At 63.2% G+C, this 22,331-nt stretch carries 16 protein-coding genes; 3 read left to right on the top strand and 13 right to left on the bottom strand.

Translation table 11 applies throughout. The annotated features are described in order from the left end of the window. Position 1: 1 nt before the first annotated feature. The 5 genes from wecB to QZM72_RS06405 all read right to left on the bottom strand — a co-directional run bounded on the left by wecB (position 2) and on the right by QZM72_RS06405 (position 6,574). Positions 2–1,180: a non-hydrolyzing UDP-N-acetylglucosamine 2-epimerase gene (wecB, locus tag QZM72_RS06425; protein ID WP_301737553.1), complete on the bottom strand. Its 1,179-nt coding sequence runs from the start codon at positions 1,178–1,180 to the stop codon at positions 2–4. 19 nt (positions 1,181–1,199) lie between these two features. Beyond that, on the bottom strand, positions 1,200–3,452 hold the full coding sequence (locus tag QZM72_RS06420; protein ID WP_301737551.1) for a polysaccharide biosynthesis tyrosine autokinase: 2,253 nt from the start codon (positions 3,450–3,452) through the stop codon (positions 1,200–1,202). A gap of 7 nt (positions 3,453–3,459) precedes the next feature. Then, positions 3,460–3,951 carry a low molecular weight protein-tyrosine-phosphatase gene (locus QZM72_RS06415; RefSeq protein ID WP_301737550.1) on the bottom strand — a complete coding sequence of 164 codons (492 nt, stop codon included), beginning with the start codon at positions 3,949–3,951 and terminating at the stop codon, positions 3,460–3,462. Then, positions 3,948–5,120 carry a polysaccharide biosynthesis/export family protein gene (locus QZM72_RS06410; RefSeq protein ID WP_301737718.1) on the bottom strand — a complete coding sequence of 391 codons (1,173 nt, stop codon included), beginning with the start codon at positions 5,118–5,120 and terminating at the stop codon, positions 3,948–3,950. Before QZM72_RS06410 ends, QZM72_RS06415 begins: the two co-directional genes overlap by 4 nt. Positions 5,121–5,215: 95 nt before the next feature. Further along, positions 5,216–6,574, bottom strand: a complete 1,359-nt coding sequence (locus QZM72_RS06405; protein ID WP_301737549.1) for an undecaprenyl-phosphate glucose phosphotransferase — start codon at positions 6,572–6,574, stop codon at positions 5,216–5,218. 946 nt (positions 6,575–7,520) lie between these two features. Between QZM72_RS06405 and QZM72_RS06400 the strand changes: the two genes are divergently transcribed. Further along, a complete protein-coding gene (locus QZM72_RS06400; protein WP_301737548.1) occupies positions 7,521–9,065 on the top strand; it encodes a ShlB/FhaC/HecB family hemolysin secretion/activation protein in 1,545 nt (514 codons plus the stop codon). A gap of 183 nt (positions 9,066–9,248) precedes the next feature. Next, positions 9,249–12,683 (top strand): GLUG motif-containing protein, encoded by a 3,435-nt coding sequence (locus QZM72_RS06395; RefSeq protein ID WP_301737547.1) that lies wholly within the window; start codon positions 9,249–9,251, stop codon positions 12,681–12,683. A gap of 263 nt (positions 12,684–12,946) precedes the next feature. On the opposite strand, the gene QZM72_RS06390 is transcribed toward QZM72_RS06395, so the two are convergent. The 4 genes from QZM72_RS06390 to QZM72_RS06375 form a co-directional block, all read right to left on the bottom strand. Beyond that, the gene (locus QZM72_RS06390; protein ID WP_089468966.1) at positions 12,947–13,975 is read right to left on the bottom strand and encodes a fimbrial protein; all 1,029 of its coding nucleotides are present in this window, start codon (positions 13,973–13,975) and stop codon (positions 12,947–12,949) included. A gap of 73 nt (positions 13,976–14,048) precedes the next feature. Beyond that, a complete protein-coding gene (locus QZM72_RS06385; protein ID WP_301737546.1) occupies positions 14,049–14,357 on the bottom strand; it encodes a hypothetical protein in 309 nt (102 codons plus the stop codon). A 521-nt stretch (positions 14,358–14,878) separates the two neighbouring features. After that, positions 14,879–15,073 carry a hypothetical protein gene (locus QZM72_RS06380; RefSeq protein ID WP_089468965.1) on the bottom strand — a complete coding sequence of 65 codons (195 nt, stop codon included), beginning with the start codon at positions 15,071–15,073 and terminating at the stop codon, positions 14,879–14,881. A gap of 49 nt (positions 15,074–15,122) precedes the next feature. After that, positions 15,123–15,281 (bottom strand): hypothetical protein, encoded by a 159-nt coding sequence (locus QZM72_RS06375; RefSeq protein ID WP_179233465.1) that lies wholly within the window; start codon positions 15,279–15,281, stop codon positions 15,123–15,125. 581 nt (positions 15,282–15,862) lie between these two features. On the opposite strand from QZM72_RS06375, the gene QZM72_RS06370 reads away from it, so the two are divergent. Further along, positions 15,863–16,870 carry a fimbrial protein gene (locus QZM72_RS06370; protein WP_089468964.1) on the top strand — a complete coding sequence of 336 codons (1,008 nt, stop codon included), beginning with the start codon at positions 15,863–15,865 and terminating at the stop codon, positions 16,868–16,870. 105 nt (positions 16,871–16,975) lie between these two features. Here QZM72_RS06370 and QZM72_RS06365 read toward each other — a convergent pair whose 3' ends face one another. The 4 genes from QZM72_RS06365 to QZM72_RS06350 all read right to left on the bottom strand — a co-directional run bounded on the left by QZM72_RS06365 (position 16,976) and on the right by QZM72_RS06350 (position 22,178). Continuing rightward, positions 16,976–17,626 (bottom strand): fimbrial protein, encoded by a 651-nt coding sequence (locus QZM72_RS06365; protein ID WP_301737545.1) that lies wholly within the window; start codon positions 17,624–17,626, stop codon positions 16,976–16,978. Between the two features lie 561 nt (positions 17,627–18,187). Further along, positions 18,188–20,677 carry a fimbria/pilus outer membrane usher protein gene (locus QZM72_RS06360; protein ID WP_301737543.1) on the bottom strand — a complete coding sequence of 830 codons (2,490 nt, stop codon included), beginning with the start codon at positions 20,675–20,677 and terminating at the stop codon, positions 18,188–18,190. Between the two features lie 119 nt (positions 20,678–20,796). Continuing rightward, the gene (locus tag QZM72_RS06355; RefSeq protein ID WP_301737541.1) at positions 20,797–21,516 is read right to left on the bottom strand and encodes a molecular chaperone; all 720 of its coding nucleotides are present in this window, start codon (positions 21,514–21,516) and stop codon (positions 20,797–20,799) included. A 65-nt stretch (positions 21,517–21,581) separates the two neighbouring features. Beyond that, positions 21,582–22,178 carry a fimbrial protein gene (locus tag QZM72_RS06350; RefSeq protein ID WP_256979694.1) on the bottom strand — a complete coding sequence of 199 codons (597 nt, stop codon included), beginning with the start codon at positions 22,176–22,178 and terminating at the stop codon, positions 21,582–21,584. Positions 22,179–22,331 lie beyond the last annotated feature (153 nt).

Below are 22,331 nucleotides of genomic sequence, written 5' to 3'. Positions count from 1 at the left end.
TTCAGCAGAGCGTGCCGGCCAGATGGGCCGGCCCCTGCGTCGACGTGGGCGGCGACACGAGCAGATCGGCGATCCGCCCGCTCGCGCGGCCGTCGCCGTACGGGTTGTGCGCGCGGCTCATCGCGCGATAGGCGCGGCCGTCCTCCCACAGCTCGACCACCGCGCCGACCAGCCGCTCGACCTCGGTGCCGACCAGCCGGACCGTGCCGGCCGCGACGGCTTCCGGCCGCTCGGTGGTGTCGCGCATCACGAGCACCGGCTTGCCGAGCGACGGCGCTTCTTCCTGAATGCCGCCGGAATCGGTCAGGATCAGCCACGCGCGACTCATCAGATAGACGAACGGCAAATACTCCTGCGGCTCGATCAGCATGACGTTGTCGATGTCGCCGAGCAGCCGCGTGACGGGCTCCCGCACGTTCGGATTCAGGTGCATCGGATAGACGATCCGGCACGCCGGATAGCGCTTCGCGATCGTCGCGATCGCCTCGCAGATCTGTTCGAAGCCGCGACCGAAGTTCTCGCGGCGGTGGCCGGTGACGAGAATCATGCGTCGTGCGTCGTCGACGAACGGGAATCGCTCGCGCATCTGCTGCACCAGCGCCCGATCATGCGTCAGGCGTTGGGTGACCGTCAGCAGCGCGTCGATCACCGTGTTGCCGGTCACGTGGACCCGTCCAGCCTCGACGCCTTCGGCCAGCAGGTTCGCGCGCGACGTCTCGGTCGGCGCGAAGTGATGCAGCGCGAGCGCGCCCGTCACCCGGCGGTTCGCCTCCTCCGGCCATGGCGAATACAGGTTGCCGGTACGCAGGCCGGCTTCCACGTGCCCCACCGGAACGCGCCGGTAGTAAGCGGCGAGCGTCGCGCCGAGCGTCGTGGTGGTATCGCCGTGCACGAGCACGAGATCGGGCCGGAACGCATCGAGCACCGGGTCGAGCGCATTGAGGATGTGCCCGGTCAGGCCGCCGAGCGTCTGCCCGGCGCGCATCAGGTCGAGATCGAAATCCGGCACGATGCCGAACAGGTCGAGCACCTGGTCCAGCATCTGGCGATGCTGGGCCGTCACGCAGACGCCGCAGCGCACGCCTTCGCGAGCCCGCAACGCATGGACGAGCGGCGCCATCTTGATGGCTTCCGGACGGGTGCCGAACGTCACGAGAATGTTTTCGTAGGGGTGGGTCATCGGATTCTCCATCGACGGATCACGAGCGATCCGCAGCGGTGTGCGAATCGGCGCGGTCATACGCGTAAGCGCCGTAGTTGCCGTACTGGGCGGAGCGCAGCCCCGGCCGGAAGCCGTTGAACACGACGGCCGTCGTGCGCGCGCCGACACGCTCGATGCGCTTCGCCGATTCGAGCAGTTCGCCCGTGGTCGTCACACCGGAGCGCGCGGCGAGCAGGATCGTGTCCGCGTGCGCGGCCAGCACCGTGGCGTCCGTCACCGGCAGCAGCGGCGGCGCGTCGAGCAGCACGACGCCGTAATCGCGGCCGACGCGTGTCAGCAATGCCGACAGCCGATCCGATGACAGCAACTCGACCGGCCGATCGGTACGCGGGCCGGCCGGCAGAAGATCGACGTTCGGCGCGATATCGCGCACGATGGCGTCGTCGACGGTCGCGCCGCCGCGAAGCAAGGTCGACAGGCCGATATCCGGCCGTACACCGAAACGCTTCGCCAGCTCCCCGCGTCGCAGGTCGCCGTCGATCAGCAACACGCGCTGGCCCGACTGTCCGAGCAGGGCGGCGACGTTGGCCGACACGAAGGATTTCCCGACGCCCGCGGAAGGCCCGGTGATCAGCACGCGGTTGCGTTCGGGCCAGTCCAGCAGCTGGAACCGCAGCGCCGTGCACAGGCTGTGCAGCGCCTCCACCGCCGGTTCGTTCGGCCGTGCAAGCGACAGGATGGGCGCAGCGCCCTGCGCCGCGGCGGCGCGCTGCGCGAGCCGGCGCTGGGCGGCGCTGTGCGGAATCGTCGCCATCACGTTCAGGCCCGTGTCGCGCTCGATCTCGGCCGGATCGGTGACGCGGCCGAACAGCACCGCACGGCCGACGACGCCGCACGTGCCAAGCAAGAGGCCCACCAGCGCGGCAATCGCCGTGATCAGTAACGGCTTCGGCCGCACGGGTTCGTCCGGCACGATCGCGCGATCGATCACGCGCACGTTGCCGATCTTGCTCGCAGTCGCGACGCGAAGCTGCTGGATACTGTTCAGCAGGCCGACGTAGATCTCGGTCTGCACCGTCACGTCGCGGCGCAGCCGCACGATGTTGCGCTGCGCGTCGGGCAGGCGCCGGATCGCGTCGTTCACCCTCCCGATCTGCGCGCGGGCCGCGGCGATCTGCCGGTCGACCGCGGTGAGCTCCGGGTGCGCCGGCGTCAACGTCGACGCCAACGCAAGCCGCTTCTGTTCGAGTTCGAACAGCGACGTCTGCACGGTCGTCGATTGCGTCAGCATCGCCTTTGCCTGTTCGGTCAGATCGACGATTTCATGGCGGGCCTGGTACGCGTTGAGACGGTCCTCCGCCATACGCAACCGACGCTCCACCGTCGGTACCTGATCGTCGAGGAACGCCAGCGACTTCTCGGCGGTCGCCGCCTTGCGGTTCGCGTTCTGCTGTACGTAGTTGTCGGCAATCGCGTTCAGCACGGCCGCCGCGCGCACCGGATCGCGGCTTTCGTACGACACGCCGATCACGCCGGACTGATCCTTGCCGCGGTTCGCGATCGACAGTTTCTTCCGCAGTTCGGCAAGCACGACCTGCTTCGACTCGGCCTTCACGACGAACTGCGCACCGGCCGCGGCGTCGACGCCGGCGACCTGCAACATCACATCGCCGGCGGCCGTCTTCACGCGCAGCGGCTCGCCGATCCCGCCTTCCACGTCGCGATCGAGATCGTCGCCGGACAGTCGATAGCGACCGTCGCCCAGCAACGTGACGATGAACGGGTGTTCGTGGAAGTCGGACGGCACGTCGAACGCGGCCACGTCGATGCGCTCCTTGCCCCAGACGAACCCGCCGAACCCGAACAGGCCGGGCGTCGACAGCCCGCGATTGAAGCGCGCGAGCGCGGCCCCGATCACCGGCACACGGCGCGGCCGCGCGTCGATATACAGGCGCTGGACGTCGACCACCGGTTCGGTCACGAGCCGCGAGCGCAGGATTTCCATTTCGCCGTCGTCGGTCGACTTCACGTCGAACAGCGCGCCGAGGCCGCCGACGAGCCCGCCTTCCGCCATGCTGCGCAGGTCGGAGCCGCCGCTTTCCACCTGCACGGCAATGTCGGCCTTGTAGACCGGCTTCGCGACGAGCGCATACGTGGCGCCGAGCGCGGTACACGTCGCAGTGACCGCGACGATGCGGCCCGCATGCGCGATCAGCACGTCGAGCAGGCCTCGCACGTCGAACTCGTCGGCATCGCGTTCAAGGAGTCGACCAGGGTTGGTTGCATTCATCTGAGGCTCACTTCAAGTGTTCCGGCGCATCCGCGCCGGGATCGGGGTGTCGCGGCCAGTCCGATTCGAGGCGGGCGATCCGGTCGGCCCAGTCGACGACGCCGTGCTCGATCAGCTTCAGCGCGTAGTCGTACACGTGGCGGCTTCGGCGATACGGATCGGGGACGTCGGTCCGGTAGCGCTCGGTGAGGCGATACACGCGGCCGCGCGTCATCGGGTGGCTCCGCTCGATCAGATGGCGCTGCGCGGTCTCCATCACGAGAATCAGGTCGGCCCACCGGCAGACGCGATCGTCGACGCGTCGGGCCCGGTGCGACGCCCCCCCGAAGCCGCGCGCGGCCAGCAATTCGTTCATCACCGGATCGATCGGCGTGCCGCCGATCGCCGCGAGGCCGGCCGACTCGATCGTGCGGCCGGGCAATGCGCGCGACAGCAGCGCCTGCGTGGCCGGGCTGCGGCAGACGTTGCCGGTACACACCACCAGGATCCGGTTCATCATTTCGTGACGATCGCGGCGGTCAGGCCCGCGTTGATGGCCGGCAACAGTTGCGCAAGCACGCGGCCGAAGCGCGCGAGCTTCGTGCTGTCGACGTACACGACGTCGCGCGGCTGCAGCTCGAATGCGTTGGCCAGCACCATCGACACCGGCGATCGTCCGTCCAGATGAAATACCTGTGCCTGCCGTCCCTCGGCGGCGCGAATCACGTAGGTTTGCTTCGGATCGGACGTAGCCTGATTGACGCTGCCGGCCTGCGACAGTGCATCGGCCAGCGTGAGCCGACCGTTGCGTAGCGGCAGCGCAGTCGTCGGCCGGTTGACTTCCCCCATCACGTACACGCCGAACTGGTCGCGCGCACCGACTTGCAGCAGGTCCCCCTTGCGCAACACGATGCGCGACGGATCGAGACGCGCGCGAATCAGCCCCGGCAGATCGACCGGATACGCGACACCGCCGCGCACGAGCGTCATGCGGCTCTGATCGGCCTCGGCCGTGAAGCCGCCCGCGCGCGTGACGGCTTCGAGCAGCGTCATCGGCGTGTCGTTGAGCGGCTGCGCGCCCGGTGCATGGACTTCCCCGTCGATGTAGACACGATTCGCGCGATACGACGCGACGCGCACCGTCACTTGCGGCGCGACGAACCATTTCGACAGCCGCGCACGCAGCGCGGCCTGAATCTCGCTCGTGCTCATGCCCGCGACGTGCAGTTCGCCCGCATACGGAAACGCCAGCTTGCCGGCCTGATCGACGACGAAGCCCGTCGGCGGATCGGCGGCACGCGTCTGCTGATTACCAGGATTGCCCTGCGCAGCCGCCAGTTCGGGGTGATCCCACACGGTGATCTGCAACACGTCGCCCGCGTCGATCGCGTACGGCGCCGGCGCGGCAAACAGCGCGGCGCGCGTGCGTTCGTCCCGTGCGCGGGCATCGCGGCGCTGGGCGGCGATCAGTGCACCGTCGATCGGACCGATCGGCACCGACGCCGCGTCACGCGAAGCGGATGCTTGCTGCGCTCGATCAAACGACACCGCATCGATGCGGCGCATCGATACCGTCAGGCCGTCGTCGAGCGTCCGCGTCGCGATACCGCCGTTGTCCGGCGCTTCGTTCGCGAAGTTCATGTGCATGCCCGGCTCGACCGCGCAAGCGGACAACAGCACGACGGGCAAGGCCGTCAGCGCCGTTCGCAAGCGTTGCGCCCAGGAGCGGGACCGTTTTCCAGTTTCCATTCGTGTTTTCCAAGCCGCGTGCGTGGACGCGTCGTTCAATAAGCGTTGCGATGCGTGAATCCGCACGTCACGGTCGCGACCACGATCCGCATATCGAGCGCGAACGACCAGTTGTTCAGGTAATAGAGATCGTGTTCGACCCGTTGCTGCATCTTCTCGACGCGATCCGTCTCGCCGCGATGCCCGTTGACCTGCGCCCAGCCGGTAATGCCCGGCTTGATCCGGTAGCGCTGGATATAGCCGTCGACCCGATGCTGGTAGAAGCGGTCGTGCTCCACCGCGTGCGGACGCGGGCCGACCACCGACATGTCGCCCTTCAGCACGTTCAGGAACTGCGGCAACTCGTCGAGGCTCGTCCGCCGCAGCAGCGCGCCAACGCGCGTGATGCGCGGATCGCCGCGCGTCGCCTGACGCACCTCGCCCGGCGCGTCGGTGTCGTGCTCGCGCATCGTCCTGAACTTGTAGATCGTGAAAATGCGCCCGTACGCGCCCCTGCGCTGCTGCCGGAACAACACCGGCCCCGGCGACGAGCACTTCACCGCGATCGCGATCGCCCCCATCAGCGGCGCGATCGCAATCAGCGCCAGCCCTGCGAACACACGATCGAACACGGCCTTGCCTGCGAGCGCCCGTGCCGACAGCGGCGCGGCCACGAGATCGAGCGCGCGGCCGCGACTCGCGCGGCGCGGATGGAGCGGCGTGAGATCGGCGAGGTCCGGCATGAAGCGGATATCCACGAGATCCGTGTCGAACGCACGAACGATCGCGCCGATGCGGTCGGCCTCCGACAGCGGCAGCACGATCCAGATTTCGCCGACGTGCACGCGGCGCACGCAGTCGACGAACCTGCCGAGATCGACATGCACTTCAAACTTGTCCGCATCGCGTGCGGGGGCACCGGACATGTCGAAGATCGCGGCCACCTGAAACGGCGCCCCGACCTCGCGCGCATCGCAACTCGCAAGCGCCAGGCATCGCTCGCGATACCCGACGAGCGCGACAGGCTTGCGACTCGTGTCCCGGGCCGCGCCATGGACGCCCAGCCATTGCCGCACGGCGTGCGACGCGACGAGCGCGACCGTCGACAACACGAACCAGCCGATCACCCAGCCGGGCGCCGCGCCGGATTGCCAGTCGAGTGCCGTAACGGACATCACGCCGACGCACAGGGCGACGGCAAGACCAGCCGGCGCCGGCCACACGCGACGCCACGACATACGTCGCTCGCGATTGCCGTACAGGCCGATCAATGGAAACAGGACCAGCGCGCAGGCGATGGCAATAGCGGTCAACGCAGCATCGGCCGCCGACCAGGGCGCGTCGTCGAACCAGCGCTTCGCCGCCCATGCCGCGGCGACAAGCAGGCCGCCATCGGCCAGCCGAAACCAGGACATCTTCCCGCGAGCAACGAGTGCGTAATCAACAGAGTCGAACGAATGCATATCTGAGCGATCAGCCGCCGAAATCGAACGACGGCGGGACGGCAGCGAGTATTTACGCGATGCGGTCGTGCCGACACGGATCGATTGTCAAATCGACGACGAGTTTCATCCTGTTATTTAGAGATACAAATCATTGCTTATGACGACAAGCCAGCAAAAACGTCATAAACTATTAACTATTCGATTTATACAGCGCCATTCCGTGACGTAAAAAACCAAGACACGCCGCGCTGATTTACAGGACGCCTCGAATCAAAACAATGTAAGCCCGTATATTGCCATCGTGAAAGCGCATTTTTAATCGGACGTGTCCTAAAGAAATTGGGATTAGCCTGTGTTTCGTCCTAATCTCAGCAAAACAGCCGCCCCTATTGAAAGAACCATTCACGGTCAAGCAGTTACGTGGCAGTCCTCTTCAGACCACGACTGATCCGCGCCGCCGCTTTTCGGCCTCGTCCGACAGAGCCGCGCCTGACGCCCCCGCGCATCTCGCAAAGAATCATGCAAGACTGAGGCATTTCCCCCGCGCGCTCGTACTTGTTCAATATCCACGACCGCGTCCCTTTCGTAATATCCCCGACATTCTCAACGGACCGTCTCTAAAGACCGAGACAGATCCATAATTATTTCTCCGGGGTGAGATATTTCTATCATCCGTCGCACGCCAGCGTCCGTGATCGTCGGCCCATCGACAGCCGCCTCCAGTGTGTCAGCGGGCCAGCCGTTCATTTCGCACGTCGCCCCTGCACGCGCCCCCGCGACGCCGACCGGCACCCGCGCCCTGCGCGACGCTCTCCGGCGCACCGGTTACGTCGCCATCGCATGGCTCCTTCCCGGTTTCGGTCTCGCGCATGCACAGGTCCCCAGCGCGGGGCAATCGATTCGTGACATCGAAACCGTGCGTCCATCCCTGCCTGCCGCCACCCGCCCGGACATCGACATTGCGCCGGCTGCACCCGCGCCGGCGGCCGAAGACGTCGCGGGCCCGCGCGTCGTGGTCCGCGCGTTCGTCATCGAAGGCAACACGGCGATTCCGACGGCCCGGCTCGAAACATTGCTCGCGGATCTCGTCGGTCGCGAACTCGGCTTCGGCGAGTTGCAGCAAGCGGCGAACCGAATCACCACCCGCTATCGCGAACGCGGCTACGTCCTCGCCCGCGCCTACCTGCCCCGGCAGGACGTCGACGACGGCGTTGTTCGCATCGCCGTCGTCGAAGGTCGCTACGGCAAAATCGAGCTGCACAACCGAACGCGTGTGTTTGATCGCGCATTACGTCAGCCGCTCGCCGCGCTGCATCCCGGCGACGTCGCCCAAGGCGCGAGCCTCGAGCGCAGTCTCATGCTGCTCGACGACATGGCCGGCGTCGACGCGAAAGGCACGCTGCGGGCCGGCGCCGAACCCGGTACGACCGATCTCGTGATCGACGCGGAGCGCGGCCCGCTCGCCACCGGCTCGCTCGAATTCGACAACTTCGGCGATCCGTTGACCGGCCGTTATCGGGCAACCGGCAGCGTCGACGTCAACTCGCCGTTGCGGCTCGGCGATCGCTTCTCGATGCGCGGCCTCACCAGCAATACGAATCAGCGCTACTACCGCGCGGCCTACCAAGTGCCGGTCGGCCCGGCGTCGACGCGCATCGGCGTGGCCTATTCCGACATGTATTACCGGGTCGGCGGCAGCATGAAATATCTCCGCTCTCACGGCAACGCCGACGTCCGCTCGGTGTTCGTCACGCAGCCGCTGATGCGCGGCCGCCGAACCCGACTCGACGCGCAGTTCACGTACGACAACAAACACCTGCGCGACATTTACGGCTACTTCGACACCGACAACGACAAGGCCGTCGACCTGTGGACCTTCGGCGTGAGCGGCAACAGCCAGGACGGCGTCGGCGGCGGCGGCAGAAACGGCTTCTCGGCCACCATCGGCATCGGTCGCCTGCGCGGCAACGATGCGCTCGGGTGGAACGATTTGACGCATACGCAAGGCCGCTTCGCCAAGTTGAACGTCAACGCATTGCGCCTTCAAGCGCTCGGCGCCCGGCTGCAGCTCTATACGCAATTCAGCGCGCAACTGTCGTCGCGCAATCTCGATTCTTCCGAAAAATTCAGTCTCGGCGGCCCCTACGGCGTGCGTGCGTACGCACTCAGCGCCGGCAACGGCGATCAGGGCTGGCAAGCGAGCGCGGAATTACGTTATTTCGCCGCACCCCACTGGCAATTCAGCACGTTCGTCGACACCGGCCGCGTGCAGCTCAGCAAGCAGCCGTGGGCGCGCGAGCGCAACACCGTACAGCTGTCGTCGCTCGGCGTCGGTGCGAGCTGGTTCGGCGAGCGTCATCAAATCAACCTGAGCGCCGCGCTGCCGCTTGGTCCGGCTTACGCGGTCGCGTCGGCCACCCGCTCGCCGACCGTCTGGATACAGGCCGCACAGTATTTCTGAGCGGCTTTGGACGAGCGGCCCGGTCACGTGCCGGGTCGTGAGTACTGCGAGCCGCACTGCGGTTCGCATCGTCGGAGGCACCTCGATCGAGCGCTTCCGGATCAACGTGTTCGCGCGATCATTAGGTATACAGATGATTACGCGGAGCGCTAACTGTGGATCTTCAAAGAGAGACAACAATTCATGAACAAGACCTACGCACTGGTATGGAACCAGACCCAGGGATGCTGGACCGCGGTGGGGGAAACCGCGCGCCGACACGGCAAGTCCGCGGGCGGCAAGCGTCTCGCGGCGGCCGCCCTCTCGCTGCTCGGCCTCGCCGCACTGCCCGCTTTCGCGCTGCCCACCGGTGAAACCATCGCCACCGGCAAAGCCGACATCATTCGCGACGCCGACGGCAAATCGATGTCCATCAACCAGCATTCCGACAAGCTCATCGCCAACTGGCAGGACTTCAGCGTCGCCGGCGGCGAGCGCGTGTCGTTCCACCAACCCGGCAGCCAGTCCATCGCGCTGAACCGCGTGATCGGCAACAACGGCAGCCAGATTCACGGTCAGATCGACGCCAACGGCAAAGTCTTCCTCGTCAACCCGAACGGCGTGCTGTTCGGCTCCGGCGCGCAGATCAACGTCGGCGGCCTCGTCGCATCGACACAGAACATCTCCGACGGCGATTTCCTCGCCGGCAACTACCGCTTCTCCGGCACGTCCACCGCGTCGATCGCCAACGACGGCAAGATCACTGCCGCCGACGGCGGCAGTGTCGCCCTGCTCGGCGCACGCGTGTCGAACAACGGCGTGATCCAGGCGAAGATGGGGCGCGTCGCGCTCGGCGCCGGCAATGCATTCAAGGTCAATTTCGACGGCAGCGACCTGCTCAGCCTGCAGGTCGAAGGCGGCGCGGTCGATGCGCAGGCAACCAACGGCGGCCTGCTGAAGGCCGACGGCGGCGAAGTGCTGATGACCGCGCGGGCGGCCGGCAACCTGCTCAATGCGGTGGTCAACAACACCGGCACGATCGAAGCGAAGGGGCTCTCCGGCCGAGGCGGCAAGATCACGCTCGACGGCGGCACCGTCAATGTCGCCGGCAAGCTCGATGCCGGCGGCGACGCGGCCGGCACGGTACTCACCCGCGGCGAACGCGTGAACGTCGCGGCCGACACGCAGGTCGACACGCGCGCGGGCAACACGGCCGGTACGTGGACGATCGAGGCAGCCAACGCCGGCGTGAAGGGGCAAGGCGGCGGCGACCGGTCGATCGGCGCCGACACGTTGTCGCGCAACCTCGATACCACGAACGTCGCGCTGACGAACACGCGCGGCAACCTGACCGTCGACGGTCCCGTCGCGTGGAACAGCGACCGATCGCTGACGCTCACCGCGCAGCACGGCGACGTCGAACTGAAGCAGGCGCTGTCTGCTGCAGGCGAAAAGGCCAGTGTCGTCGTCAATGCCGACGACAAGATCCGCGTGAACGACGCGATCAAGCTGACCGGCCGTAACGCCCATCTCGAGCTGAATTCGAAGAACGGCCATACGTTCACCGGCGACCAGGCCGTCGTCACGCTGTCCGGCGACAATGCGTCGTATCGTTCGAACGGCGAAGACTACAAGGTGGTGCACACGATCGCCGACCTGCGCAACATCGGCACGGACCTGAAGGGCCGCTATGTACTCGGCAACGCGATCGACAACGGTTACACCGAGCGCCTCCGCAGCATCGGCGGCGACAGCGCGTTCTCGGGCGTCTTCGACGGGCTCGGCAATACGCTGAGCCGCCTGTCCATCTACAATCCCGACTCGACGACCGTCGGCCTGTTCAGCCAGAACGCCGGTCGCATCGCAAACCTCAACTTGCGCAGCACCATGACGATCGCAACGGGGCTGCCGTACGGCAGCCCGGTTCTGGTCGGCACGCTCGCCGGCATCAACACCGGCGTGATCTCGAACGTGACGGCCCTCAACGTGGCCGTGTCGGCCAAGGGTCGCACGATCGTCGGCGGCCTGGTCGGCGGCAACTACGGCGGCACGATCGAGCACGCGACGGTATCAGGTTCCGTGGGGGGCGATCGCGGCGTACTCGCGGCCGGTGGCCTCGCGGGCGAGAACCTGACGCTGCTGGACCAACCGCCGACCACGGCGACGATTCGCGACAGCCATGCCGACGTACAAGTCGGCGTCGGGCTGGACGGCTCCGCGGGTGGCCTCGTCGGGATCAACAACGGAACGATCGAGCGCTCGTCGAGCGCGGGCAGCGTGATGGCAAACGGCGACGCGGCAATGGTGGGCGGCCTCGTCGGGCTCAACCGCGAAAACGGCATCATTCGCCAGTCGTCGTCTTCCGCCTCCGCCACCGTGAGGACAAACGGCAACGCGATCGCCGGCGGCCTGGTGGGCATCAACCTCGGCACCATCGAATCGTCGCGCGCCAGCGGAAACGTGTTGGTCCGCGACATCTCGACCGCTGGCGGCCTCGTCGGCCTGAACTTCGGCACGATCGAATCGTCCATCGCCGACAACGAGGTCGTGGCAGGCCACTACGGCATAGTCGGCGGGCTGGTCGGCGCGAACCACGGCCGCATCAGCAATTCGCAGGCCAACGGCCGCGTGACGGCGGGCGACAATATCTGGGCGGCCGGCGGGCTCGTCGGCGCCAACACCGGGGAGATCGACGCATCGACCGCGACCGGCGACCTCGTCGTCGGTTCGGACAGCACGGCCGGCGGCTTCGTCGGCCGCAACGATCAAAACGCGCGCATCCGGGCATCGAAGGCGACCGGCAGCGTGCGCGTCGGGGACCATTCGACGGCCGGTGGTTTCGCGGGCGTGAACAGCGGCTTCATCGAAACGTCCCGCGCACTTGGCCGGGTCCAAGGCGGCAGCGCCAGCACCGCGGGCGGCTTCGTCGGCCTCAACGAGGGCACGATCGACGCATCCGGCGCGTCCGGCGACGTGATCGCCACCGACAGCAGCACGGTCGGCGGCTTCGCAGGCTACAACGCGGGCAAGATCGACACGTCGACCGCGTCCGGCCACGTCACCGCCCGCTATGCGAGCAACGCGGGCGGCTTCGCGGGCGTCAACAACGGCACGATCCACGCGGCCAAAGCCAGCGGGAACGTCGTGGCCGGCCATTCGAGCGCGGCGGGCGGCCTGATCGGGCGCAATCGCTCGCAAGTTTCCGAATCCCGCGCGAGCGGCTCGGCGAAGGCCGGCGATAGCTCCGTGGTCGGTGGCCTGATCGGCGCCAATGAGCAGGGCAACGTGACCCTGTCGAGTGCATCGGGCGATGCCGAGGGCGGCGCGAATGCCAGCGTCGGCGGCCTCATCGGCCAACTGACGGGGAAAGTCGATCAGTCGCGTGCGACCGGTTCGGCGAAGGGGGGCGACGTCAGCTACGTCGGCGGCCTCATCGGCAGCAACGGGGGGTTCGTCACCGCGTCGTCGTCGAGCGGTACGGTTTCCGGCGGCCGCTATGCAAGGCTCGGCGGCCTCGCGGGCGGAAACTTCGGCCGCTTCGAGGGTTCATCGACCACCAGCCGGATCGACGTCACGGACGGCTACAACCAGTTCCATGGTCAACTGGTCGGTGTCAACTACGGGCAAGTGAAACCCTGAGCGTCGTCGGCACGGCGTTCCGCGTGATCGGTTCGCACCGTTGACCGAACGCCGTGACGTGTCGCCAGCGGCATCACCGTGTCGGGCCGGCAGCCTCCGGGCTGCCGGTCAAAAAAGCCGGCCGATCGGGCATACCCGACGGCCGGCTTTTTGACTTTTGGGGGAAGGCGGAAAGGAAACGAACGACACCGGCTTCATCCGGGCGAGTGACCTTTCCGGATCGGTTGCCGGTTCGAGGCCATTCGAACCCGGCATCGCGCGTATTACTGGTAGTTCATCGTGAAAGAGGCCGCTGCATTCGCGGTGCCGGCCGCGATCTTCGGCTGAGTCTGAACGTAGCGCGCCACCAGCGGAATATCCACGCTCTGGTTTCCATATTGACCGACAAACCACTGTCCCGGATTGCCCGCCTCGGAAGAATCGCGCCCGTAGGTAACCGGCGATCCGTCCGTCTGGCGCACGATTTGATAGCCGACACCGCTCGCAGTCGAATCCTTGCTGAGGGACAACATGGTGGATCGGTTAGCGGGATGGGTGGCGTCCGTCATTGTGATGTACATCTTGGTCGTCGCCCCGGACGTGCCGTTTCCACAGTTCAGCCTGATGTCGAACGCCTTGCCGGGCGACGTCGAACCGACCCCGGTAAAGCGCTTTGCGTTCGTGCTCGCCATGGAAACGGTGATCGTTTTCGTGAGGACGCTACAGGTCGGCACCTTGGGTTTGATCTCCACGCTGCCCGCAATATAGAGCCTGCCTACGACTAAATTTTTATCGTCGAATGTGTATTGCGCGATTTGTCCCGTCACTTTTCCTTGAGCCGTAATGGGCCCGGTTTTGACGAGTTGAATTCTTGTATTTCTGAGCGCCATGAGGGGCAGGCGCCCCCCCAGTCTGAACTCTTTATAGGGATAAACGTACTTGCCATCATTCGACAAAAGACGCAAGCCCACACCTGAAACACTGGATGCGTAGGTCTCGTACGGCCCGCGTGTTCCGATGCCGGCGAGGGTCGTCCGCCCGATGTCCGTTTTACACGAAGCCGAATAGACATCGTTTTCTCTCACGATACTTGCCACCGCTTCCGACAGTACGGTTCCATCCGGCACACTCGGATCGAATTCACCCATTTCCCACGACGCATAGGATTCGACGCTCACGCCCACGGTCGGTTGGTGGACTATGTCGTAGAACGAGCAGTCGCCTGCCGTGGCCGCCACCGCCGAGCCCGTGCAGAACGCGGACCAAAATCCAAAAACAATCGATAAACGTCCAATGGACTCCATCTTTCGCATGAAATAATCTCCTGTCGCAATACCATCACTCGGCGCTTACCGATCCGCCGTCTTGCAGTTCATCGCCACGCGGTCATATGCGACCGCCTTCCGCCGCGCCGGCAGCACGTAGTTGCCTTCGCACGAAGCGTCGCTCCAGCGAATCGACAGGCGCCCTTGAACCTGGATGCCAAAAACGGGCACGCTTGACGAGCGTCACGGCGGTTGCCGTGTTGCCACAGTCCGGGTTCAGGCTGATCGATGTGCCGCCCACGATGCCGTGGCCGACCAACCGCCGATCGAGTCGACGCTCACCGTGCCGAGGTTCACGCCGATGTTCGCTTGCCTTTTCACCCTTCACGTTCGTGCCGCCGGCCGCCGTGGTCGAACCGGCGCCGAACATCCCTGCGGCTGCTCGTCAGGGCGAGAATCTTCCTGTTGAAAGCCGTCACTATCTTCTCCAGTCTTGACTCAATTCAGAAGCGCCTTATCGGAATGGAAACCCGAATAAGAGTACGTATAATGATGACAATATTTACAAATCCAGTATCTAGTTGGAGAACGACATTTGATGTTTTATTGGTCGTACGAGAACTAATGATGAAATTTTATGAAAATTCTATTATTTATTAGAAAAATCAAGTTTTACAGAGCGCCCCATGAGAAAAATAAAATTCTGAAATGCACGCATGGCACATAAAATAGTTATTTTCTTATCAATTTGCGAGATTCATGAGATTTGTCCCAGGCGAAATTCGGCAACACACGTCTCCATGAATCGATTCATCCGGGTGCCTGCGTCCAGGATGGGCGGAATGGCTACTTTCGCGCCGGTTGCGGTTTGCCGTGCCGACGGGCGGCGTCGCAATTGCCACGCTGAACCGGCAAGGACGGGCCCAGCTCTGAATGTCGTTCGATCGGCCATCAGCGATCGACGGCGCATGCGATCTCGCCCCGGAACGCTGGCCAGCGATCCTTGGACGTGTCCGTTCTGCCGTCGTTGACGATCCCTTCCATGGCGGCGCACGCGTCACCGGCCAGCGCAAAGCCGCCGCGCAACGAGCGCAGCTCGATCCGGACCGGATCGACTGCATCAAGCGACGACGCATCGTCAATCATGGAAGCGAGTGCAGCGTCGCCATTCGCAGCTTGTCGCGCATCTCGTCCGTCATGACAGGTGGCGCCGCCACCGCCGCATCGGCTCGCGTTTGCCGTGCCGGTGCAGCACCGCGTCGAGCGCAGTGATCGACAGCCGCTCGAACACTGCCTCGACCGCGCCGACCTCCGCACAGCTTCGCCGATCCTCATCGGTCGCATTCACGGTCATCACGATAGCCAGCCGGCCTTGCGCGCGGAAACTTCGCCCCCCTTCCAAAACTCGTCGACCCGCTGCCGGATCTCCGTCACGGACGGCTACAACCGGTTCCACGGTCAACTGGTCGGTATCAGCTACAGGCAAGTGAAACCCTGGGCATGCCGGTCTGGCGTTCGGTGTCGTGGGTTCAATGACGCCCGAACGCCTTGACGCGGCGCGCGGCGTGAACGCGCGTAGCTGACGGCCTCCGCGTCGTTGGCTAAGGCTGGCCGGCCGGGCGTACCGGGCGGCCAGCTATTCGGATTTCCAAGGGACCGAATATCGAGCGACCGACGTTTGTCAATGCGTGGATGCGGTCTGTATGCAGCCGGCTCGAAGCACCAAATCCGTTCTTCATGCATGCGCCTGCGACACCGTTCCGGAAGCGAATTTAGTACTTGTCTCATTTCGCTCGTCGCTCTGCCAATAGATAATTGGCCAACGTCGTTGACCACACCACACTAGTCGATCGGGAACGGATGCCGCATTCAGCACCCATCGCCGATCTATAGCCCCGAAATTCGGGTGACCTCTCCTCATTCCAATGCTCGATAATGAAGAAAATAAAATTCGTACTTTTTCTATCAGCAGTACTTCCAATTCATGCTCTTGCAGCATGCACGGCCACCACAAATGACGGCCGAGATTACTTCATCGTTGCCGTTAACGGATTCAACCCGCCGCCTTTCAGCCCCGGAGACATTCCGATCGGCGGCATCATTTACGAGGCGAAAGCGGACGCGCTTACCTTCACCAATGCGATCAATCCGTGGGATCCCGTGACAACCTGCTCTTTCACATTCCGGAGACGCATAACAGGCGTCGGCATACCCGACGCATCCAAAATCTATCCGACTAACATACCCAATGTCGGGTTGCGAATCATATCGCCCTTAGGGGAGGTCGCTCCCTTCACTTCGACGGGACTCCCAATAGCACAGGTGTACTGGAACATCTATTACGCACCCAAAATCCAACTGATCAAGACCGGAAACGTAACGGAGAGCGGCGTATTGAGCGGCGCCTATGCCAACTACAGGGTAGACAACGACGCCGGGCAGTTACTGGTCGAATATCGCTTCGCCGCACCTGTTCTGGTCACGCCCAAAGTGCCGAGCTGCACGGTCACGACCCCGCGCATACAGGTGCCGATGGGCGAGACAATGGCCTCGACGGTCTTCACCGGTGTCGGCTCGAGCGCGCCGTCGCGATCGTTCGGGATCGACCTTTCCTGTTCGGGCGGCGACAGGGGTACCACCGCGAAGGTATATGTCACGCTGACCGATGCAACGAACCCGGGGAACACGTCGACAACGCTATCATTGTCGAAAGACTCGACAGCCACCGGCGTGGGCCTTCAGATTCTGAAGGGTGACGACGTGCTCGGATACGGTCCCGCATCCTCTGCTATCGGCAACACCAATCAATGGCTGGGCGGGTCGGTTGCCCAAGGCGCTGCTGGCCTGAGCATCGCACTGCGGGCGCGCTATGTGCAGACCAGCCCGCGTATCAAGTCGGGAACGGCAAATGCGATCGCAAACTTCACGATGAGTTACCAGTGAAATCGCGATCCCCTGCAAGTGACGATAGAACCCAGCCAGGGCTTTAACCCGGATTCGGGGAAATCAGCCTTGAGTTGAAGGCCGTTGAAACCTGCATTGCACGGCTTACTGATAGCTCATCGCGAAGGTAGCCGTTGCATTAGCCGTTCCACCCTTCATCGGCCCCACGGTTCGCAGATAGCGCGCTTTCGACGGAATGGACACAAGCCCATTACCGCACTGTGCGACAAACCATTGATTGGGATTAGCGGATGCGGACGAGTCGGATCCGTAACGGACAATGGCATCATCCGCTCGCCGGATTTCCACGCCGACTCCAGCCGCCGCGCTGGAACCGGTCGACGCCAGCGTCAGCACGCCACCGCGATTGCCCGGGCTCGCGGCATCGGTCATGGTTATAAACATTCTGGTCGACGCTCCTTGCGACCCGCCAAAACAGTCCAAATCGATCGAGAATGGTCTGAGGTCGGATCCACCGCTGGTCTCGAGCGACTTGGCCGAGACCGACCAAAGCGGTACGCCAATCACGTTGTTCCGTACGGGACAGGTCGGCACCGTAGGCTTGATCGGTAAGCCACCGGTCAAGAAAACGCGACGGGCCGCATATCCTTGATCGGGGAAATATGTTTGCCCAATCTGCCGGTTAAAACCCCTCCGGACGTGATCGGTCCCGTCTTGACAAGCTCGATCGTAAAGTAGGCCGAATCCGCCAGAGGCGCAGCTGCCCCATCGCAGTAGTCCTGCTGTGGCCACCATTGGGGCGCATTGATGCCCCCTGCGATTCGATAACCAACGCCCTCTACAGAAGTCGCATATGTACTATAGGTCGCATTATAGGTATCCGTTCCCCGATACATCCGCGCGCCCATGATTTTCCCATCTCAGGTAGCGGCCCCCCCTACACCGCTAGCGGTCCCGTTGGCTCGATACAAGACAGTACCGTTCGGAACCTCGGGATCGAACACTGCGGGTTGGAAGGATGGAAATTCGACTCTCTGAAAAGGGACAATTTGGCCCGAGTCTTGCCTGACCTGACATACCGCAAACGCGGACACTGGAATCGCAGCGACAATGGCGGACGTACAAATGGCAAATATTTTCATCACTCTCTCCCGACCTAAAGAGCAAAGCCGCTTGCCTACTTTCACCGCAAGTATTTGCAGCAAATCGAGATCGACGTATAAAAGGCGCCAGCCAGTTATTTCGCGACTTGCACGTCCATTTTCACCATCTCCGGCGACGACCCGAAACTATTGAATACGGGACGCTCAACATTCTGACTTGGCATCCCGCCAAATTCCTCACTTCATCTGCCAATCATCGGCCGGCCATCTTGCAACTCATCGCCACCCGCTCGTATGCGAGCGTTTTCTTCCGTTCCGGCAACGCGTAGTTGCCTTCGCACGAACCCTCGCTCCAGCGGATCGACAGGCGCCCCTGATCCTTGACGCCGAACACAAGCACACGCGATGCGTTGTCGACCATGCCGAGCACCTTGTCGTTTTCGTCGTACGCGGTCGCACCGAACGGCACCTTGTCACCGTTGCTGCCCGTCACGTCGAACTGGACACGGCGACCGGTCTCTGCCGTGAAGCGCGCCTTGACGATTGCGCCGCGCGTCGGCACCACCGACTTCGAGTTGTCGGTCAGGTCCGTGTCGAAACCAAGACTCTCGGTATCGATGTTCAGCCAGTTGTAGCGATACGGCTGCGCATACGGCACGATCGCGTAACCACGACGGTCGGTGCTGATGCTCGACGACGACGAGAAACGTGCGCCACGCACGCCCGGCACTTCCGCGATCGCGAAAGTCTCGCCCACCGTCTGGCCCAACGTGATACCGCCGCTGTGTACGACGATCGAACCCGCCGCACCGACGTCGGCGTGTTTCCCGCGGCCCGACTGCGTGTAGTTCGACGTCAGCTTGGCCATCGGCGTATCCCAACCGAGACCCACGCCGCCCGTTCCGCCCGAATCCTTGCGGTAATCGCCCTGCACGGAATAGTTGACGGTATTGGCTTCGTTCAAGAACCCGTTCACGCCCGCCTGAACGCTCACGTCGCCACTCGTCGACGCCACCGTGTTCGCGAACGCACGATGCGAACGCACACCGCCGCCGATCGGGATGCTGACCGATGCGGAAAACTGCGTGTCGGCACGGCCGAATGCGCCGGTGTCCCGCGTATGCGCGACCGAGACGCTGTAGCTGAGATTCTTTAGTGCGCCGCTATAACCGAACTGAATGTTGCGGCTCGAACCGCCGCGGTTCCAGTAGCTCGTGTCGCCGACACTCGCGTAAATCGAACCTCTCGACCCGATCGACTGGTTGATGTTCAGGTCGACGCGGCTTTTCTGACGACGATACCCACCTCCGCCCTGGCGATCGAGATCATCGACGTGCTGGCTGAACGTGCGATAGCCGTCGGTCGAGTAGCGATAGCCGACCATCGTGAAGGTCGTGTCGGTAGATGTCAGCGTTTTCGAATACAGGAAGCGGAGACTCTGCCCGGTCGACTTGCGGCCTTGCGTGCTCGACTGGCTGTGCGTGACGTCGAACGAGATCCCGCCCAATGGCGAGTTATAGCCGACGCCGAGCGCAATCGCCGCATAGCGCTCGGCGCCGATCAAGCCGCCATAGCCGGTCAGGTTGTCCGACACGCCGTAGACCAGCGACCCTTGGGCAAACTTGGGGCGGGACTGACCATAGCCACGATACTGACCGGCCGAAAATGCGTAACGCATCGTGCCGCGACGAATCATGACGGGCAGATACGAATACGATTGCCGGAAAGTGCGCGTGCTCCCGTCGGACTCGATGATCCTGATCTCGAGGTCGCCGTTCGAGCCGCTCGGATAGATGTCCCGGAACTCGAACGCGCCCGGCGTCACGGACGCCGAATAGATCACGTAACCGTTCTGACGAACTTCGACGACCGCGTTGCTTTGCGCGATACCGCGCACCACCGGCGCATAGCCGACTTCGTTGTCGGACAGCATCCCCGTATCGGAGCTGACCTGCACACCAAGAAAACGCACGCTGTCGAAGATTTCACCGGACGAGTACACTTCGCCCGCGGCCAATCGGCCCTTGATGCCGATCAGGTCGCGCTCAACGTAGCTGCGGTTGACGCTGAAATCCGAAGGCGAACCACGCCGCCACGACAGCGCCGACTCGTTACGGAACCGCCAGGCACCGATGTTCACACCATTGCGCAACCCGAGATACCCATAGTCGCTGCGATATCCGGAATTCGTATCGTGACTGAAGTTCGCCTGATAGTTCGAATAGGCCGCGGCGACACCCTCATCCCACAGCGACGGATCGACAAGACCACGTATTTGCCCCGGCGCATAGATCTGCGGGACGCTGATATCAAGCGTGAGCGTACCGACGTCGAAACTCGCCGCCGCACCGTCGACCAGTTGGTCGAGACGAACGAGCGTTTTGTCGTCCAACCCCGCTTCCAGCTTGTGCTCGCGCTCAAGACGCTTCAAATCGACGCCGAGCGACTTGAGCAAACCATACGTGATCACGGGACGTACTTCGCCCGATTCGTCCGCCTTGAACGCAATCGACTCCCGCTTCGCGCGCCGCTGGTTCAACGATACGTCTACGTCGTAGATGCCCGGCGCGACCGAACTGCCGCGCTCGAAGTACGTGAGTTCGACGGGACCGTCCCCCTTCTTGAGGAACATCTCGTTGAACTCGGCCGCATTACCGGAAACAGGTGCAATGATGGCGCCGAACGCCATCAGACAAGACGCGCGCTGGCAAGCCTCTACGATTTTCTTGACAGTTGTGTTCATGTCTTTATTGCGCGCACCTGTCACTCGATCGAGCTATCGGATATACGCATCTCTCCTTTATTAGTACAACGTATTTATTTATCGTGAAAAATCCAGATGGCCATCCGACGCTTGGGAGGCTAATTCGACATATCGGCTTGCGTGTCGACAGTTGCGCCGAAGTCGTTGATCGAGCTGAATTCGACCTTGGCGTTCACCGGTTGCGCATGCCCGGTGTAGTCCTTGAGCGACAGCCGCTTTACGGATTTGGGTGCGACCATCTCGGTGACGATCGGATAGGCATTCGTGCCGACCTTGAGGCGTGCGTGGCCGAGCGAAACAAAATAGGGAGTGTCATTGACGACGTCCAGCGCCGGCTTTCCGCCGTCGCTACTCCAACGCCACTTCAATTGGGCAGGCGCCTCGTCTGCTTTGCCGGGCAGATCGGCGGGCCGATAAAAGAGTTTGATACGTTGACGAACGGCGATTTGCAGCGAGTTATCGCCCTTCGCGCGTTGCGGAATCTCCTGCACGCTCAACCAGAACGCCGATTCGCGGTCGGCCGCCAAGCCTTCTCCTGCGTAGAAAATGCGCAGGATCTGCTGCTTGTCGCCTCCGAGCCGGCTCAACGACGGCGTGAGGGCAAACGGCAAATCGCCTTGCTTTTCATCGAGGGACTCAATCCACGACTGGATCATCACGTCGTCCTTCGATTGATTCTTGACGACGACGGATGCTTCCTTGCTTTGCCCAGGATAAACAACGCGCGTACCGGACAGCGAAATGCCGGCATGCGACGGCGCGGACAAGAAAAACATCGAGCTGGCCGCGACCAGCCCGGCAATGAGAGATTTCTTCATATCGGATTCGAATCTGGAGGCGGCGGCGAAATGGCTCGTGCCATTTCACCGCTCGATTGAACGACTTACTCGTACGTCAGCGTGAACGGCAGCGTGCCGTTCGCCGTACCTGCTTCGATCTTGTCACCGTTGGCGACGTAACCAGCGCGCAGATCCAGTGCCGCGGTGTAGACCGGCGCGGCTTCCGTGCCGCCCTTGACCAGCGGTGCATCGATCGTCTCGTTGGCCGCGAGGTTCAGCAGCGTGTTGCTGCCGTTGTAGATGCCGATGCCGACACCCTTCGCGCCACCCGAGACCTGCAGCAGCTTGTTGTTCTTGCCGTCGATGCCCGAGCCCGCGCGCGGATCGAACTTCATCTTGATCAACGTCAGGTCGGTTGCCGTATTGCCGCAGTCGAGGTTCAGGTTGATCGACGTGCCGCCCGCGACGCCGCTGCCAGCCGTGCCGCCGATCGAATCGACGCTGACCTTGCCGAGGTTGACCGCGATGTCCTGCTTGCCCTTTTCACCGGTCACGTTGGTGCCCGCACCACCCGTGATCGAGCACGATGCCGCCGTGATACTGCCGGTGAAATTGATCGTGCCGTCAGCGGCCATTGCCGAACCTGCTGCGACCATGCCCACGACTGCTGCCGCGGCGAGAATTTTCTTGTTGAGAGCCACGATTTTCTCCAAATGAAACGTGATTGAACGACTCTTTGCAGAGCAGGATGAATGATGCCAATCCACGCACATTTGGTATTTAGTTGCCGAACGATATCTACATAGAAATTCCTAGTACGGGTACTAAATTTTGATTTTCAACCGTGTGAATAC

Origin of the sequence: Burkholderia sp. AU45388 (genome assembly GCF_030481585.1) — a bacterium.
In the GTDB taxonomy this organism is placed as follows: Bacteria; Pseudomonadota; Gammaproteobacteria; order Burkholderiales; family Burkholderiaceae; genus Burkholderia; species Burkholderia sola.
Note: the sequence above shows the minus strand (reverse complement) of the source record. Positions and strands in the feature narration are given on the sequence as shown.